The following is a 16387-nucleotide window of genomic DNA, read 5'->3' as shown; positions in this document are numbered from 1 at the left end:
CCCGCATCGGGATAGTCGCGCGCGACGACCAGCTGCACCGGCGGCTCACCGTCGAACAGGCCTTGACGTACGCCGCCGCATTGCGGCTGCCGCCGGAGGCCTCGTCCGAGCAGCGCGACCGTGTGGTCGGACAGGTTCTCGACGAACTCGACCTGTTGCCGCACCGTGCCACCCGCATCCGCAAGCTCCCACCCGAGGTGCGCCGGTGCGCCGCCATCGCGATCGAGCTGATCACCCGGCCAAGCCTGCTCGTGGTTGACGAACCGACCGCCGGGCTGGATGCGGCGCAACAACGCCACGTCATGGCGGTCCTGCGACGCCAGGCCAACATCGGCTGTGTCGTGGTGGCGGCGATCTCGGCGCGCGGGTCGCTCACCGACGTCAACGCGTGCGATCAGGTATTGGTGCTCACGGGCACGGGCAAGGTCGCGTACCTGGGCACACCCCTTCAGGTCGAGTCCGCGATGGGCACCGCCGACTGGTCGGGAGTCCTCGCCCAGGTCAGTGCCGATCCCGAGGGAACCCACCGCGCGTTCCGGGCGCGGCCCCAACCGTCGACCGCCCCGCCAGAAGTCGCGACACCGTGGACGCCGCCGGCCGGCCTCCCCCGCAACCGCCAGATCCGGTTAGTGGCACGACGCGAGGTTCGCCTGCTCCTCGCCCATCGCATCTATTTCGCGTTTCTGGCGATCCTGCCGTTCGCGTTGGCGGGGCTGACGCTGCTGATCCCGGGCGATGCGGGCCTGACGCGGCCCGGGCCGGGCAGCGCCAATAGCCACGAAGCCATGGAGATCCTGGCCGCCCTCAACGTCGGCGCGGTGCTCCTGGGCACGGCGCTGACCATTCGCGCCATGGCCGCCGAGCACCGCATCTTCCGGCGGGAACAGCAGGTCGGGCTGTCCGCTCCGGCCTACCTGGCCGCCAAACTCACCGTGTACGGCCTGGCCGCGGCCCTCTGGACGGCCGTCATGTTCGCGATCGTCGTCGCGGTCAAAGGCGGGCCGGCGGGAGACGCCGCTTTGCTGCACAACGCCACGATCGAGCTCTACGTCACCGCGGCGGCCACCGCGATCGTGTCCGCGGTGATTGGCCTCACCCTCTCGGCGCTGGGCAAGGCGCTCCGGGAAGTCTTGCCGCTGGTGGTGCCGGTGATCCTGGCATCCGTGCTCTTCAACGGGAGCCTGGTGCAGCTGGTCAGCCTGTGGGGCTTGCAGCAGATCAGCTGGTTCGTCCCGGCCCAATGGGGCTTCGCGGCCTCGGCGTCCACGGTGAATCTGCGCAGGATCGACACGCTGGCGGCCAACACCCTGACGTGGACCCACTACAGCGGCTGGTGGGTGTTCGACATGGTGATGCTCGGGCTGTTCGGTGCCGTCGCGGCCGGCTTCACGCTCTACCGGCTGCGCGCGCCGCTCCCCGGCGATCACACCACGTCGGCCCCTGGGACGACCTGAACCGTCGTTCGTGGTTCCCCGCGGCGCGAGCCGGACATTAGTGTCGGCTTATGGCGCCAGAAATGACAAGCACCGCAGAACATCTCCGCAGCGCACTGGACGGGCGTTGGCGTGATGTCAGGAACCGGATGCGGACAACGCTGACCGAGGACGTGTTCCGCCCGCACTACACGCCGAACACCGTGATCGCCCGCACCAAGGTGGCGGAGCAGATGAGGATCATGGCGGCGTTCGGTGCGGCCGCCGACAGTTTCCGGAAAGAACACGGCGGCACCGGCGACGTCGGCGCGGCGATCACGATGATCGAGATGCTGGCGATGTCGGACCTGTCGCTGATGGTCAAGGCCGGGGTGCAGTGGGGGCTGTTCGGTGGCGCCGTGGAGAACCTGGGCACCGAGCGCCACCATGAGACCTACGTGCGCAAGATCATCAGCCTGGAGTTGCGTGGCTGTTTCGCGATGACCGAGACCGGACACGGCAGCGACGTGCAGTCGCTGGAGACCACCGCGACCTACGACCCCGAGACACAGGAGTTCGTCGTCGACTCCCCCACCCCGTCGGCCCGCAAGGACTACATCGGCGGCGCGGCCGAAACAGCAACCATGGCCGCGGTTTTCGCGCAACTGATCACCACCGAGGACGGCAAGCCGGTCAATCACGGCGTGCACTGCGTGCTCGTCCCGATCCGCGACGAGGACGGCGACGACCTGCCCGGCGTCACCACGTCCGACTGCGAATACAAGGGCGGACTGCCCGGAGTGGACAACGGCCGCATCGTGTTCGACCATGTCCGCGTCCCGCGGGTCAACCTGTTGAACAAGTACGGCGACGTCGCCCCCGACGGCACGTACAGTTCGCCGATCGAGAACCCGAGCCGCCGGTTCTTCACCATGCTGGGCACCCTGGTCCGCGGGCGGATCACCGTGGGTGGCAGCGCCGGCGCCGCCGGCCGGGTGGCGCTGGATATCGCCACCCGATATGCCTTGCAGCGCAGGCAATTCAGCGCGCCCGACGATAGTTCCGAGGTGCTGATCATGGACTACCTGGTGCACCAGCGGCGGCTGTTTCCGTTGATCGCGAAGTCCTACGCACTGCAGTTCGCGCAGAACGAGCTGGTCAGCAAGTGCCATGACGTTCAGAGCGCGGACGCACCCGACGCCGACGAGCAGCGCGAGCTGGAAGCGCGTGCGGCCGGGTTGAAGGCCGCCAACACCTGGCATGCGAGCCGCGCGATCCAGGAATCCCGCGAGGCTTGCGGTGGCGCGGGCTATATGGCCGAGAACAGGTTGATCGGGTTGCGGGGTGACACCGACGTCTTCACCACGTTCGAGGGCGACAACCACGTGCTGGTCCAGCTGGTGGCCAAGGAGCTGTTGACGGCGTACGCCGACGACATCCGCAGCATGAGCCCGGTCGAATGGGTGCGCTTCGCCGCCAACACCGTCGGTGAACGCGTCATCAAACGCACTGCGGCAGAAGCGATCATCCAAACGATCGTGGACACCCGTCAAGACAGCGAGGAAGAGGGCAGCCTGTTCAACCGCGGCACACAGATCAAGATGTTCGAAGACCGCGAAGAGTATCTGCTGGCTTCGGTGGCGCGCCGGCTGCAGGCGAAATCCAAAGAGATGTCCGAATTCGACGCGTTCAACTCGGTGCAGGATCACGTGTTGCACGCGGCGAGCGCCCATATCGACCGGGTCGTGCTCGAAGCATTCGTCGCCGGGATCGACTCCTGCACGAACGAGGAGGCCCGCGAACTGCTGGGGATCCTGTGCGACCTGTACGCACTGTCGGTGATCGAGGACGACAAGGCGTGGTACATCGAGCACCGGTATCTGTCCACGGAGCGCGCCAAGGCGGTCACCCGCGGAATCAACGACCGCTGCCGCGCACTGCGCCCGCATGCCACCACACTGGTCGACGGTTTCGGGGTTCCCGAGCAGCTGCGCTACGCCGAGATGCTGCACCCGGAGAACTTGTCGGACGCCGTCACGAGCTGACGGGCCGGCGGGCGAACCCGATCGGCGCCGTCGAAGCCGTTGGCGCGGCGGGTTATTGGTTCGGAACCTTGCCAAGGGTTTGCAGCTTGCCGTCCGCGCCGATCCGGAACTTCACCGTCCCGATCCCGGTGGGACAACACAGCTGGTCATTTCCCTTCTGCCACTGGTACTGAACGGTCACGGTGTCATCCGAGGGCGGTAGCACGGTGATATACGGCTTGGCGTTCGGGGTGGCGGTTCCGAGCGGCCTGTTGTGGTCGAAGAACAGCAGTTGCTGCGGGGTTGACTCGCTGGCGATCGTCGGGATGATCTGCACCCAAGACAGCCGGCAATTTCGGGTATGACCGCGCCCGATTTCAACCCAGATGGTGCCCGGGATCGCGATGGGAACCGCGGTGATCGCCTGTCGCACGGTATCGGCCGTCGGCCCATCGGAGGCTTTGCAGGTGTCGGGTTTGGCCTGCGGCGGTGCAGCCGGCTTCCAGCCGCAACCGGAGGCCAGCAAGACCAGCAAGATCACAATGAGCCGACGCACGCGGTGAGCTTAGCGAAGACTGTGAATGTTCCGCTGGTTTGGTCGGAAAGCCCGTTCTGAGCAGCCTCGGGTGGGGAGCACGACGTAACCTCGTGCGGAACGGATGGTCGATGGCGACCTGCGCTAACGCGGTCCGTGGCCATGAGTTTCCCCGGCGATTTCACACCGGCGTGTCGGCCGGTGAGAGAAGAAAGTAAACCGGGGGAAATTTCGGACAGCGGCGCCGAAACATGCCTGCTCCACAATGAACTCACCCGATACGGAGCTATCCCGTACGCACTCGACGAAGGGACGCAAGCGTGGCCAGGGAGTCCATGGCGCAGGACAACGCCGTGAACACCATGTGCGCGTACTGCGGCGTCGGTTGCGGCATGGTGTTGCAGATCACAACCGATCCGGAAACGGGCCGCTGTCACGTCGCGAAGTCGGTTGGCAACAAAGAACATCCGGCCAACTTCGGTCGGCTGTGCACCAAGGGCGCGACCACCGCGGACCTGCTCGGCGCACCGGGACGGATGGACTCGGCGCACGCGCGGACCGATCGCGGCGAACCGCTGGTGCCCGTCGAGATGGATCAGGCGATCACCCAGTGCGCGACGCGGTTACGCGCGATCATCGACGAACACGGGCCGGACTCGTTCGCGATGTACGTGTCCGGCCAGATGTCCATCGAGGCGCAATACCTGGCGAACAAGCTGACCAAGGGCTTCATCGGCACCAACCAGATCGAGTCGAACTCGCGACTGTGCATGGCCAGCGCGGGTTCCGGCTACAAGCTCTCGCTGGGTGCGGACGGGCCGCCCGGCTCCTATCAGGACTTCGAACATGCCGACGTCTTTTTCGTCATCGGCGCCAACATGGCCGACTGCCACCCGATCCTGTTCCTGCGCATGATGGATCGCGTCAAGGCCGGCGCAAAACTGATCGTCGTCGACCCGCGCCGCACCGCGACCGCCGACAAGGCGGACCTTTTCCTCCAGATCGCCCCGGGATCGGATCTCGCGCTGCTCAACGGCCTGCTGCACCTGATCGTCCAGAACGGCCATACCGACCCCGAATTCATCGCCGAGTTCACCGAGGGTTGGGAGGTGATGCCCAGTTTCCTTCAGCAGTACGCTCCCGACAAGGTCAGCGAAATCACCGGCGTCCCTGAAGAAGACATTCGCGCGGCGGCTCAGATGATCGGCGAGGCCGGCAACTTCGTGAGCTGCTGGACGATGGGCCTCAACCAGAGCACCCACGGCACCTGGAACACCAACGCCATCTGCAACCTGCATCTGGCCACCGGCGCCATCTGCAAGCCCGGCAGCGGGCCCTTCTCCCTCACCGGGCAGCCCAACGCGATGGGTGGCCGCGAGATGGGTTACATGGGGCCGGGTTTACCGGGCCAGCGGTCGGCGGCCTCGGCCGAGGACCGCGGCTTCGTCGAAGACCTGTGGGGTATCCCCCGCGGAACGCTGCGCACCGAGGCCGGCGGCGGCACCATCGACATGTTCTCCCGGATGGCCGAAGGACAGATCAAGGCGTGCTGGATCATCTGCACCAATCCCGTTGCCTCCGTCGCCAATCGCAAGACCGTGCTGGCCGGACTGGAACGCGCCGAACTGGTGATGGCCCAGGACGCGTTCCTGGAGACCGAGACCAACGAATACGCCGACGTGTTGTTGCCGGCCGCGCTGTGGGCGGAGTCCGAGGGGGTGATGGTCAATTCCGAGCGCAACATGACGCTGTTTCAGCCGGCGGTCCCCGCACCGGGCCAGGCGATGCCGGACTGGCAGATCATCACCCGGATCGCCTGCGAGATGGGCTTTTCGGAGGCGTTCAGCTACAACTCCGCCGAGGACGTCTTCGAGGAAATCAAGCGGTTCTCGAACCCGAAGACCGGCTATGACCTGCGCGGGGTCAGCTATGAGCGGCTGCGTCAGAGCCCGGTGCAGTGGCCGTGCGCGGCGGAGAGCGACCGTGATCGCAATCCGATCCGCTATCTCAATGACGGTGTCAGCCAAGCACAGTTGATCCGCGAAGACGGCCGTGCGCCGCGGCTGGCTTTTCCGACGCCCAACGGGCGTGCGGTCTTCTTCGCCCGCCCGCACCTGCCGCCCGAGGAAATGCCCGACGACGACTACCCGTTCCTGCTGAACACCGGGCGCCTGCCGCACCAATGGCACACGATGACCAAGACCGGCAAGGTCGCCAAGCTCAACAAGCTCAACCCCGGTCCGTTCGTCGAGATCCATCCCGACGACGCCGCCCGCCTTCACATCGCCGACGGCGATCCGATCGAAATCGCTTCTCGCCGCGGCCGCGCCGTTCTGCCCGCGTCCATCAGCGACCGGGTACGTCCCGGCAACTGCTTCGCGCCGTTCCACTGGAACGACGCCTTCGGCGAGTACCTGTCGATCAACGCCGTCACCAACGACGCCGTCGATCCGATATCGAACCAACCGGAGTTCAAGGCCTGCGCCGTCACCTTGACGAAGATCGCCGTCTCTCAACCCGATTCAGAAGCCAGAATGCCGACGGCCGCCGATACAGCGGAATCGGCGCCCACGGAGGTACGAGAAACCAGCGTGTCACAAATCGACTCCCTCGGCGAATTACTCGGTGTGACAACGCTACCCAAGCCGGAGTTCAATGAGCTCGGTCGCGCCTATCTTGCCGGGATGCTATCCGGGCTTCGGTCGGACGCGGGTCGGCGCACCGCTGGGGTTCCCACCCTGCCGCTGAGCGCGCCGTTCGATTCCAGCACCCGGCTGTGGGTGGACGGTCTACTGGCGGGGCTCTTCTCGCGCATCGACGGACCCCGGCCGGTGGCGCTGGCCGAGTTGGCTCAACCGGGTCCGGCCGTCCAGCAACCGCCCGTCGTGCCGGCCGATCCCCAACCCGCACCCGAGCGCGCTCCCGTCGTAGTGCTGTGGGCGTCGCAGACCGGGAACGCGGAGGAGCTGGCCACCGACATCGCGGCACAATTGGGCGACGCCAAGCTGCCGGTTGCCCTGCACGGCATGGACGACTTCCCGCTGGCCGAGCTGACGACCACGCGGGAACTGTTGCTCATCACCAGCACCACCGGTGACGGCGAAGCACCCGACAACGGCGCCGGCCTGTGGCGGGCGCTGACTTCCGAGAGCGCGCCACGATTCACCCATACCCGCTACGCCGTGCTCGCGCTGGGCGACTCCAATTACGACGATTTCTGCGGCCACGGACGCAATCTCGACGCGCGCCTCGCCGAGCTGGGAGCGACCCGCCTCGCCGGCCGGGTCGACTGCGAACCCGACTACGACGACTCCGCGGCGAAGTGGCTGGGCGACATCATCGACGCCTTGACCCGGACACCCACGTCCGTCGGCGGCGATGGAAGGGCGCCGGCCCGCGCTGCCGCCGTGACGGTGCCGTCGCGCCCGAGTCCGCCGCCGACAGGCGCCTTCAGTAAAAAACATCCGCTGATCACCGGCATGGTCCACAACACCATGCTGAGTCGGCCGGAATCGGCAAAAGATGTGCGGCACTTGGTGTTCAGCCTGCCGGAAGAAACCGTGACCTACGAAGCCGGTGACGCGCTGGGAGTGTGGCCGCGCAACAGCGACCAGCTGGTCGACGAATGGCTGTCCGTCACCGGACTGGACGCACAGACCCCCGTCGAGGTCGGTGAGCACGGGCTGATGTCGTTGCGCTCCGCGCTGACCGAGCGCATCGAGATCGCCCACATCAGCCGCGACCTGGTGCGGTTCGTGCAGGAGCGCACGGGCGACCCGAAACTCGCGGAGCTGTTGAAGCCGGAAAACAAACGCGCGCTGTCGGATTGGTCGTGGGGCCGCCAGTCCATCGACCTGCTGGCGCAGCTGCCGGTCATCGCCTCCGCCCACGAGTGGCTGCGGGTGCTCAAACGCCTTCAGCCACGGCTGTACTCGATCTCGTCGAGCCCCAAGGAGTGTCCAGGGGAAGTGCACCTGACGGTCTCACCCGTGCGCTACAACTTCCAGGGCGTCCCACGGCGCGGGGTGTGTTCGACCTACCTTGCCGACCGCTCCCCCGGCGATCGGGTCGCCGTCTATCTGCAGGCGTCAAGCAATTTCCGGCCACCGAGCGACCCGGATACTCCGATGATCATGATCGGTCCGGGCACCGGAATCGCGCCCTTCCGCGGCTTTCTGCAGGAGCGGCGCGCGCTCGGTCACACCGGACCCAACTGGCTGTTCTTCGGCGAGCAGCACGCCGCCACCGACTACTACTACCGCGACGAACTCGAGCAGATGCGAGACGACGGCTTTCTCACCGAGTTGGACCTCGCGTTCTCCCGCGATCAGCAGCAGAAGGTCTACGTGCAGCACCTGATGCGCGACCGCGGGGCGCAACTGTGGAGCTGGTTGCAGGACGGCGCCCAACTGTACGTCTGCGGCACCGCCGACCCCATGGCCAAGGACGTCGACCGCGCGCTCTGCGACATCGCCGCCGAATTCGGCAGCCTCGACCCGGACGCGGCGACCGCCTACGTCCAATCGTTGAGCGCCGACAAGCGCTACCACCGCGACGTCTACTAGCGCCGATTTGCCGCTGACGCCGAACTCGTAATGCGGCCGAAACATCGCGCATCCGCCGATGAAACATCCGAGTCGCACGATGCACTCAAAAGGTCGCGCACCTGAAGGAGTCGTCATCGTGGCTCGGGAGTGTGATGGACCCGATCGGGTCATCAAGAACGGCTGCCCGCTGCAATGTCGCCTACGGCACGGCGACGTGACCGAGAGCCCGGTCGATGAGCAGCTGGACTGGGCGGGGCTGACGGTCAACCTGGACTTCGCGTTCTCGCGCGATCAACGCGACAAGGTGTACGCGCAGCACCTGATGCGCAGGCGCGGCACCCAGTTCGGGCCATGGCGGCGCGGCGCCGACGTGTGCGTCTGCGACGTCGCCACCGACGGCGCGGAAACGCGACAGATCACCTCGGATGCTGTCTGATCAACCGTCGGAGTCCTCGGTCGACGACCGTAGCCACCGGAAGCGCTCGAAAATCCCTGTATGCCTTGAACATACGGCGGCGATGGCGTTCCCACGGGCGTCCTGCGTCACCGTCATGCGGGCAAATCTGTTTCCACGCAAGAGTTTCATTCATACTGACCCTAATCGTGCTTGACGAACGGGATTTCAAATTCTGGGTAGACTCTGCGAGTGGCAAATAGGCCGTCGTCATACCTGGTGTTGGCGTCGCAGCGCAGCGGCAGCACACTGCTGGTCGAATCGCTGCGCGCCACCGGGGTGGCCGGCGAGCCGCAGGAGTTCTTTCAGTACTTACCGGCCACCAGCCAGTCGCCGCAGCCACGGGAGTGGTTCGCCGGCGTCGAGGACGAGTCGATACTGCGCCTGCTCGATCCGCTGGACGTCGGGACTCCAGATCTCGCGTCGCCCGAGATCTGGCGCGCCTACATCCGCACGGTCGGAAGAACGCCGAACGGGGTGTGGGGCGGCAAGCTGATGTGGAACCAAACACCGCTCCTGCTCAACCGTGCCAAGAACCTGCCGGAGCGTAGCGGCGACGGCCTGTTGGCGGCCATCCGCGACGTGGTGGGCGAAGAGCCACTGTTGATTCACGTCTACCGGCCCGATGTGATTTCGCAGGCGGTGTCCTTCTGGCGGGCGGTGCAGACCCGTGTCTGGCGTGGCAGGCCCGATCCGGCACGTGATGCACGCGCCACCTATCACGCCGGAGCGATCGCCCACGTGGTCACCATGCTGCGCGCGCAAGAAGAGGGCTGGCGCAATTGGTTCGCCGAGGAAAACATCAAACCGATGGAGATCCCGTATCCGGTGTTGTGGCGCAACCTGACTCAGGTGGTGGGATCCATCCTCGAGGCGCTAGGACTGGACCCGCGACTGGCGCCCCGACCGGTGCTGGAGCGCCAGGCGGACCACCGCTCCGACGAGTGGGTGGACCGCTACCGTGCCGATGCCGAAAAGCACGGCCTGCCAACCTGATCAAGGGCAAACCCATCGCGGGCGGGCACGCTATCGCGTTCCAAGAGTTGAACGGCACGCACGTCGGGTTTTCGCCCGACGCGAGGAACGAAGGGCCGCGGCGGCCTCCCGCGTGCTGCCACCGTGGTGCCTTCGGCGGCAAGCCGCCCATGCCCCGCGGCCGCGCTACGGCCCGCCGGGATTAACCACACGCTTCACCCGGTTAGCAGCTCACATAGGCAAACGCTTCGGATCGAGGTCACCGCGCAGATGAGGCAGATCGCCCTGCAGGACGAATGTCCTATAGTGGGGCTATGCAACAGGCCACACAGCCGCGCTCTGTCCTTACGCGCCGCCCCACCATGGGCTGTTGTTGTCGTTGATTTCCTGACGCCTTCGGACGCTCAACGACGTGTGGCGCCAGACGCGGACAGCATCACCAATTCGCCGCGCGGAACCAAATCAGGCGCTGCCCACAAGCCATTCAGGAAGATCAACCAGCAATGATCGATTTGTCTACACCGAGCCGGGTCCCATCCGAGTCCACAACCAACAGTGGCATCCGCTGGCAGGCCGACACGCCCTGTTCTGACATCGCTGAGGAAAACAGATGAGCATTGCCGAAGACGTCACCCAGGTAATCGGAAACACGCCGCTGGTGCGGCTGCGTCGCGTCAGTGAGGGTGCGGTCGCCGATGTCGTCGCCAAGCTGGAATTCTTCAACCCGGGGAACAGCGTGAAGGACCGTATCGGGGTAGCGATGATCGATGCGGCAGAGAAGGCTGGATTGATCAAGCCGGACACGATCATCCTCGAGCCGACGAGCGGCAACACGGGCATCGCGCTGGCGATGGTCTGCGCGGCGCGCGGCTACCGATGCGTGCTGACCATGCCCGAAACAATGAGCGTTGAACGGCGGATGCTGCTGCGGGCCTACGGCGCCGAGATCGTCCTGACGCCGGGTGCCGACGGCATGCCGGGGGCGATCGCGAAGGCCGAGGAGTTGGCCAAGTCCGACCAGCGGTATTTCGTCCCGCAGCAATTCGAGAACCCGGCCAACCCGGCGATCCACCGCGCAACCACCGCCGAAGAGGTGTGGCGCGACACCGACGGGCGGGTCGACATCTTCGTGGCCGGGGTGGGCACCGGCGGCACCATCACGGGTGTTGCTCAGGTCATCAAGCAGCGCAAGCCGTCGGTGCAAATCATCGCGGTCGAACCGGCCGCCTCACCGGTCCTGTCCGGTGGACAGAAGGGGCCACACCCGATTCAAGGCCTCGGCGCCGGGTTCATCCCGCCGGTGCTCGACGAGGATCTGGTCGACGAAGTCATCACCGTCGGCAACGAGGAATCGCTCACCCTGGCCCGGCGGCTTGCCACCGAAGAAGGGCTGCTGGCCGGGATCTCCTCCGGAGCGGCCGTGGTAGCTGCCCTGCAGGTGGCCCGCCGGCCCGAAAACGCCGGCAAGCTCGTCGTCGTGGTGCTGCCCGACTTCGGCGAGCGGTATCTGAGCACTGCGCTCTACGCCGACCTGGCGGACTAGCCATGCTCGCAGCCCTACGTCGTGATATCCAGGCTGCCAGGCAGCGGGATCCGGCGGCCCCCACCACGCTGGAGGTGATACTCGCCTATCCCGGCGTGCACGCCATCTGGGGTCACCGCGTCAGCCACTGGCTGTGGCAACGGGGCGCGCGGGTAGTGGCGCGGACGTTGGCCGAATTCACTCGCATTGTGACGGGGGTCGACATCCACCCGGGTGCCGTCCTGGGCGATGGTCTCTTTATCGACCACGCGACCGGCGTGGTGATCGGGGAGACGGCGGAGGTTGGTGACGACGTCACGCTGTACCACGGCGTCACCCTTGGTGGTAGCGGCTCGGACACCGGAAAGCGTCACCCCACCGTCGGGGACCGGGTGATCATCGGTGCCGGCGCGAAAGTCCTCGGCGCGATCAAAATCGGTGACGATAGCCGGATCGGCGCCAATGCTGTTGTGGTCAAGCCGGTTCCATCCAGTGCCGTTGTCATTGGAGTCCCCGGACAGGTCATCAGCCGCCACGGGCGAAACAGTCCGGACGATTCGATGATGCCCGACCTCGTGGGCGTCAGCCTGCAGTCGTTGTTGACGAGGGTCGACAAGTTGGAGGCGTCCAGCGACGGGCAGCAATCTGGCCGGGTGATCCGCCCGCCCGAGGCCGGAGTCTGGCACGGCGAGGACTTCTCCATCTGACGACGGCTGCCGCCGGTCCCGACGAAAGCCGCTGCGCGACAGGCTGGTTCGCGGACGCGGCGGCGGGTTATCGGGATGTGGGCTGAGCGGCGTCACCCCATCGGTTCGCCCGACGCGCTGCGGCATCGGCGCGAGTGCCTCCGCGCGGCGGTCCTCGTCGGCGGCGGTGAACAGCCCGAGGGTGGGCCCCTCGTCCGGCTGCGCGACGGGCGCCGTGAGCGTCGAGGGGTCCGATACCTGGGGCGGCGACATCAGCGGGGGGCGGCGGCCAGCAGCGCGGGCCACGGAAACCTGGAAAAATTGCTCCCCCGCCTGGACTCGAACCAGGAACCCTTCGGTTAACAGCCGAATGCTCTGCCAATTGAGCTACAGGGGACTAACCCGATCGCGGGACGACTCTAGCGTACCGGCACGACCACGCCCAACTGGCGCGGGCCACCCCACCTGCCGAGTACAGGCTTCGGGAGCGACCGCGCGCGCACCCCACCCGGTGAGGCAGGATGGAGCCATCGATAGTCGGGAGGAACGCTTTGATCCGGTATGTCGTGGTGCTGGGACTGGGTTACGTGCTGGGCTCGAAGGCCGGTCGTCGGCGATACGAGCAGATCGTCGGCACTTATCGCGCGCTGACCAGCAGCCCCGTGGCCAAGTCGATGATCGAGGGGGGACGCCGCAAGGTCGCGAATCGCATCTCCCCCGACGCCGGCTTTGTGACGCTGGCGGAGATCGACGACCAAACGGCCATCATGGAACGCGACGTCGAGCGGTCGGCCGACGACACGCTCGAAGCCTCTAGTCGTCGCCGCTAGCCTGCTCCAACAGGCTTCGCCGGTAGGCCTCCATCGCCACCAGGTCGCCGAACAACGCGTGGTACTCGTCGCCCTGTTCGATCGGCGACATGCGCTGCAGCTTCGACTTCACCTCGGCGATCTGCCGACCCATCCACACCTCTTGCAGCCTGGCCAGCACGCCGGCGATGTAGCGCGGCATTTTCTCCTCGTCGACCTGGATGGCCTCGACGCCCAGTTCGCTGATCAGGCCCGCCGTCAGCGGCGAGGGCGCCTGATCGCGGACCGCCTCGATCCACTGTCCTCCGGTGATCCCGCTCGACGTGCCACCGGCGGTCTCGATGGCCGCGCGGATGGCCGCGTACCCGGGATGGGTGAAGCTTTCGACGGTCAGCGTGTCGAATACCGGCCCGGCCAGCGCCGGGTACTGCAAGGCCGACTTGAGTGCCTCCCGTTGGGGCCACAGGGTCGGGTCCCGAGGGTCGGGACGAGTGGCGGCGGGCGGGGCCGCGACGGGAGGCTGCTCCGCGCGGCGGGAGACCCTCTGTCCCGATCCGCCGCGGGCCGGGGCCTTGGCGTTCTTGGACTGGCTGCGCACCCGGTCGATGACCTGCGCGACGTCGTCCCAGCCGACCCACCCGGCGAGCTGGCGGGCGTACTCGTCGCGCAGCGTGGGGTCCTTGATCTGGCCCACCATGGGCACGCAGCGGCGTAGCGCGGCAACCCTGCCCTCGGCGCTGTCCAGGTCTATCTCGGCGAGCGCCGAACGTATCGCGAACTCGAACAACGGTGTTCGCCGGGCCACCAGATCGCGCAGGACGCCGTCGCCGGACTTCAGCCGCAAATCGCAGGGGTCCATGCCGTCGGGCGCGACGGCCACAAAGGACTGCCCCGCCAGATTCTGCTCGCCGCCGAATGCCTTGAGGGCGGCCGCCCGCCCGGCCGCGTCGCCGTCGAAAACGTAGATCAGTTCGCCACGAAAGAAGCTGTCGTCCATCATCAGTCGGCGCAGCATCGACAAATGCTCGTCACCGAAAGCGGTGCCGCACGACGCCACGGCGGTGGTGACCCCGGCCAGGTGCATCGCCATCACGTCGGTGTAGCCCTCGACGACGACGGCCTGGTGTCCCTTGGCGATGTCGCGTTTGGCCAAGTCGATGCCGAACATCACGTTCGACTTCTTGTACAGCAGCGTCTCGGGCGTATTGATGTACTTGGCTTCCATCGGGTCGTCGTCGAACAATCGCCGGGCGCCGAAACCGATCACCTCGCCGGCCGAGCTACGGATGGGCCACAACAGCCGGCGATGGAAGCGGTCCATCGGCCCGCGGCGTCCCTGCCGCGACAGGCCGGCCGCTTCCAGCTCTTTGAACTCGAAACCCTTGCGCACCAAGTGCTTTGTCAGCGAGTCCCAACCCGACGGCGCGAAGCCGCAACCGAAGTGATGAGCCGCCTCGGCATCGAAGTTCCGCTCGGTCAGATACTTTCGGGCCGGTGCCGCCTCCTCGGATTCCAACGCCGCCGCGTAAAACTCCGCCGCGGCCGCGTTGGCCGCGACGAGCCGGCTGCGGCTGCCGCGGTCGCGCTGCACACTGGTCGCCGGGCCGGAGTAATTGATGGTGTGACCGATCCGGTCGGCGAGCAGCTCGACCGCCTCGACAAAACTGACGTGCTCGATCTTCTGGATGAACGCGTACACGTCGCCGCCCTCGCCGCAACCGAAGCAGTGAAAGTGGCCATGGTTGGGGCGGACATGAAACGACGGCGACTTCTCGTCATGAAACGGACACAGCCCCTTGAGCGAATCCGCGCCGGCGCGCCGCAATTGCACGTAATCGCCGACCACCTCATCGATGCGCACCCGTTCGCGGATGGCGGCGATGTCGCGATCGGGGATCCGGCCGCGGCCCCGGGCACGCCCATCGCCCTCGCTCCATGGACCTGCCGGGCTTGACATCGGCTCAGTCTAAGGCGGCGACGGGCAAGGCTAGCCGGTTCCGATGACACCGCACGCGACGCGATCCATCGCGTTCTCGGTGTCCTGGGCGCCGTGCAGCATCAGCGCGGTCTTGTTACCCGCCAGCAGGTCGTCCCGGGTGAACGAGTCGGTGGTGGTGACCAGGTAGGCCGCACCGTCCTGGCGCACCTCGAGTGTCGCCAAATCGCCGCTCTCGGGCTTGCCGGTGTGTCCGGGGGCCTGGTAGTGGCCGCCGGCGGACAAGAAGTTGCCGGGCGCACCGCCGGTGGGTGCCACCGAGTCCGGCTCGCACTTGCCGATCTCGTGGACGTGCATGCCGTGCAGGCCGGGGGTCAGGATGCCGGTCGCCACCGTCTTGACGGTGACGGTCACATAGTTGCCGGTGAAGTCGAAGGTCGCGGTGGCCGCCGTCCGACCATCGGGCGCCTTCAACTCGGCGCTGAGCGAGCCGCCGGCGGGCGCCGGGGTCGTCGTCTCGCCGGTGGGCGCCGGCGCGGCGGTCTTCACCGGCGGGGTGGTGCCCGGCTGGCTGCTCGCATGCTGCGGTGAGCTGCAGGCGGTCATGGCGACGACGGGAAGCCCCGTCACGAGGAAGGCCATCAAGGGCGAGCCGCTGAATTTCTTCATGCCGGGCAGCCTACTTCGCGGCGGCCGCGTCGATTCCCGCACCGGACGACTTGCGACCGACGACCCCTTACGGACCGGCCTCGCGGGAATCGATCCGTTCCAGCCGACCCTCGGTGTACGAAGCGATTTGATCGACGATGGCCCGCCACCGCGCGCCGTCGTCGGCCGCGGTGTTGAAGGCCGCAGCAAAGACCGGATCGAGGGTTCGGGGCGCTCCCGCATACAGCCAGTGCGCCACCCGGTGGATGCGCTCACGCTGCCCGGCCTGGGTTTCCTGGTGCCGCGGATCGGACATGATGAATTGCAACGCCAGGATTTTCAGCAATGCGACCTCGGCCCGCACCAGATCGGGAACCTGCAACTCGGCCCGGTAGCGCACCAGCGGTCCGGGCCCGGCCGCCGCGCGGGTGGTGGCGATGGCCGCCGAAGCGAACCTTCCGACCAGCTCGCTGGTCAACCGCTTGAGTGCGACCGACGCGGCGAGCGTGGCGTCGTACTTGCCCACGGCGGCGACCACCGGCAGCGCGGACAGCCGTCGCGCGGCCGCCATGAAATCGTCGGCGCGCACCCGGGAAAATTCGGTCTCGCCCAGTTTGGCCAGCGCCGCGGCCTCGTCATCGTCGGCGAGCACCCGCAGGTCGATGCGTTGGGAAACGACACCGTCCTCCACGTCGTGCACCGAGTAGGCCACGTCGTCGGCCCAGTCCATCACCTGAGCCTCCAGGCACATCCGGCCCTCCGGTGCGCCCGCGCGCACCCAGGCCGCGGGCTCGCGGTCGGCGTCGTAGAACCCGAACTTGCGTGTCCCGTCTTCAGGT

Annotated in this window: 11 protein-coding genes, 1 tRNA gene and 1 pseudogene; 8 read left to right on the top strand and 5 right to left on the bottom strand. The window is 66.8% G+C overall.

The window, feature by feature from the left end:
• Together Q0W90_RS16680 and Q0W90_RS16675 are read left to right on the top strand one after the other, a co-directional pair.
• On the top strand, positions 1-1454 hold a 1454-nt coding region (locus tag Q0W90_RS16680), incomplete at its 5' end, for an ABC transporter permease (protein WP_297775291.1).
• Between the two features lie 50 nt (positions 1455-1504).
• Positions 1505-3457, top strand: a complete 1953-nt coding sequence (locus Q0W90_RS16675) for an acyl-CoA dehydrogenase (protein ID WP_297595060.1) — start codon at positions 1505-1507, stop codon at positions 3455-3457.
• A gap of 52 nt (positions 3458-3509) precedes the next feature.
• Here Q0W90_RS16675 and Q0W90_RS16670 read toward each other — a convergent pair whose 3' ends face one another.
• Positions 3510-3977, bottom strand: a complete 468-nt coding sequence (locus tag Q0W90_RS16670) for an LppP/LprE family lipoprotein (protein WP_297775296.1) — start codon at positions 3975-3977, stop codon at positions 3510-3512.
• 329 nt (positions 3978-4306) lie between these two features.
• Between Q0W90_RS16670 and Q0W90_RS16665 the strand changes: the two genes are divergently transcribed.
• The 5 genes from Q0W90_RS16665 (at position 4307) to cysE (ending at position 12176) form a co-directional block, all read left to right on the top strand.
• Entirely contained in the window at positions 4307-8536 is a 4230-nt protein-coding gene (locus Q0W90_RS16665; protein WP_297775295.1) for a bifunctional nitrate reductase/sulfite reductase flavoprotein subunit alpha, read from the top strand.
• 151 nt (positions 8537-8687) lie between these two features.
• Entirely contained in the window at positions 8688-8954 is a 267-nt protein-coding gene (locus Q0W90_RS16660; RefSeq protein ID WP_363319581.1) for a hypothetical protein, read from the top strand.
• Between the two features lie 210 nt (positions 8955-9164).
• Positions 9165-9968, top strand: coding sequence for a Stf0 family sulfotransferase (locus tag Q0W90_RS16655; RefSeq protein ID WP_297595058.1), 804 nt, complete (start codon positions 9165-9167; stop codon positions 9966-9968).
• Positions 9969-10557: 589 nt separating this feature from the next.
• On the top strand, positions 10558-11490 hold the full coding sequence (gene cysK / locus Q0W90_RS16650; protein WP_297595057.1) for a cysteine synthase A: 933 nt from the start codon (positions 10558-10560) through the stop codon (positions 11488-11490).
• A gap of 2 nt (positions 11491-11492) precedes the next feature.
• On the top strand, positions 11493-12176 hold the full coding sequence (gene cysE, locus Q0W90_RS16645; RefSeq protein ID WP_297595056.1) for a serine O-acetyltransferase: 684 nt from the start codon (positions 11493-11495) through the stop codon (positions 12174-12176).
• A 303-nt stretch (positions 12177-12479) separates the two neighbouring features.
• On the opposite strand, the gene Q0W90_RS16640 is transcribed toward cysE, so the two are convergent.
• Positions 12480-12552, bottom strand: a tRNA-Asn gene (locus Q0W90_RS16640).
• Positions 12553-12706: 154 nt separating this feature from the next.
• Between Q0W90_RS16640 and Q0W90_RS16635 the strand changes: the two genes are divergently transcribed.
• Complete coding sequence (locus Q0W90_RS16635) at positions 12707-12985, top strand: hypothetical protein (protein WP_297595055.1); 279 nt, start codon at positions 12707-12709, stop codon at positions 12983-12985.
• Here the strand turns inward: Q0W90_RS16635 and dnaG are convergent.
• The 3 genes and pseudogenes from dnaG to Q0W90_RS16620 form a co-directional block, all read right to left on the bottom strand.
• Positions 12969-14921 carry a DNA primase gene (dnaG, locus tag Q0W90_RS16630; protein WP_297595054.1) on the bottom strand — a complete coding sequence of 651 codons (1953 nt, stop codon included), beginning with the start codon at positions 14919-14921 and terminating at the stop codon, positions 12969-12971. The two genes, Q0W90_RS16635 and dnaG, sit on opposite strands and share 17 nt — an antisense overlap.
• 30 nt (positions 14922-14951) lie before the next feature.
• Positions 14952-15542, bottom strand: a complete 591-nt coding sequence (locus Q0W90_RS16625; protein ID WP_297775293.1) for a superoxide dismutase family protein — start codon at positions 15540-15542, stop codon at positions 14952-14954.
• A gap of 94 nt (positions 15543-15636) precedes the next feature.
• Positions 15637-16387: pseudogene (locus Q0W90_RS16620) on the bottom strand (deoxyguanosinetriphosphate triphosphohydrolase); the annotation flags it as partial.

Origin of the sequence: Mycobacterium sp. (assembly GCF_025933915.1) — a bacterium.
Lineage (GTDB): Bacteria > Actinomycetota > Actinomycetes > Mycobacteriales > Mycobacteriaceae > Mycobacterium.
Note: the sequence above shows the minus strand (reverse complement) of the source record. Positions and strands in the feature narration are given on the sequence as shown.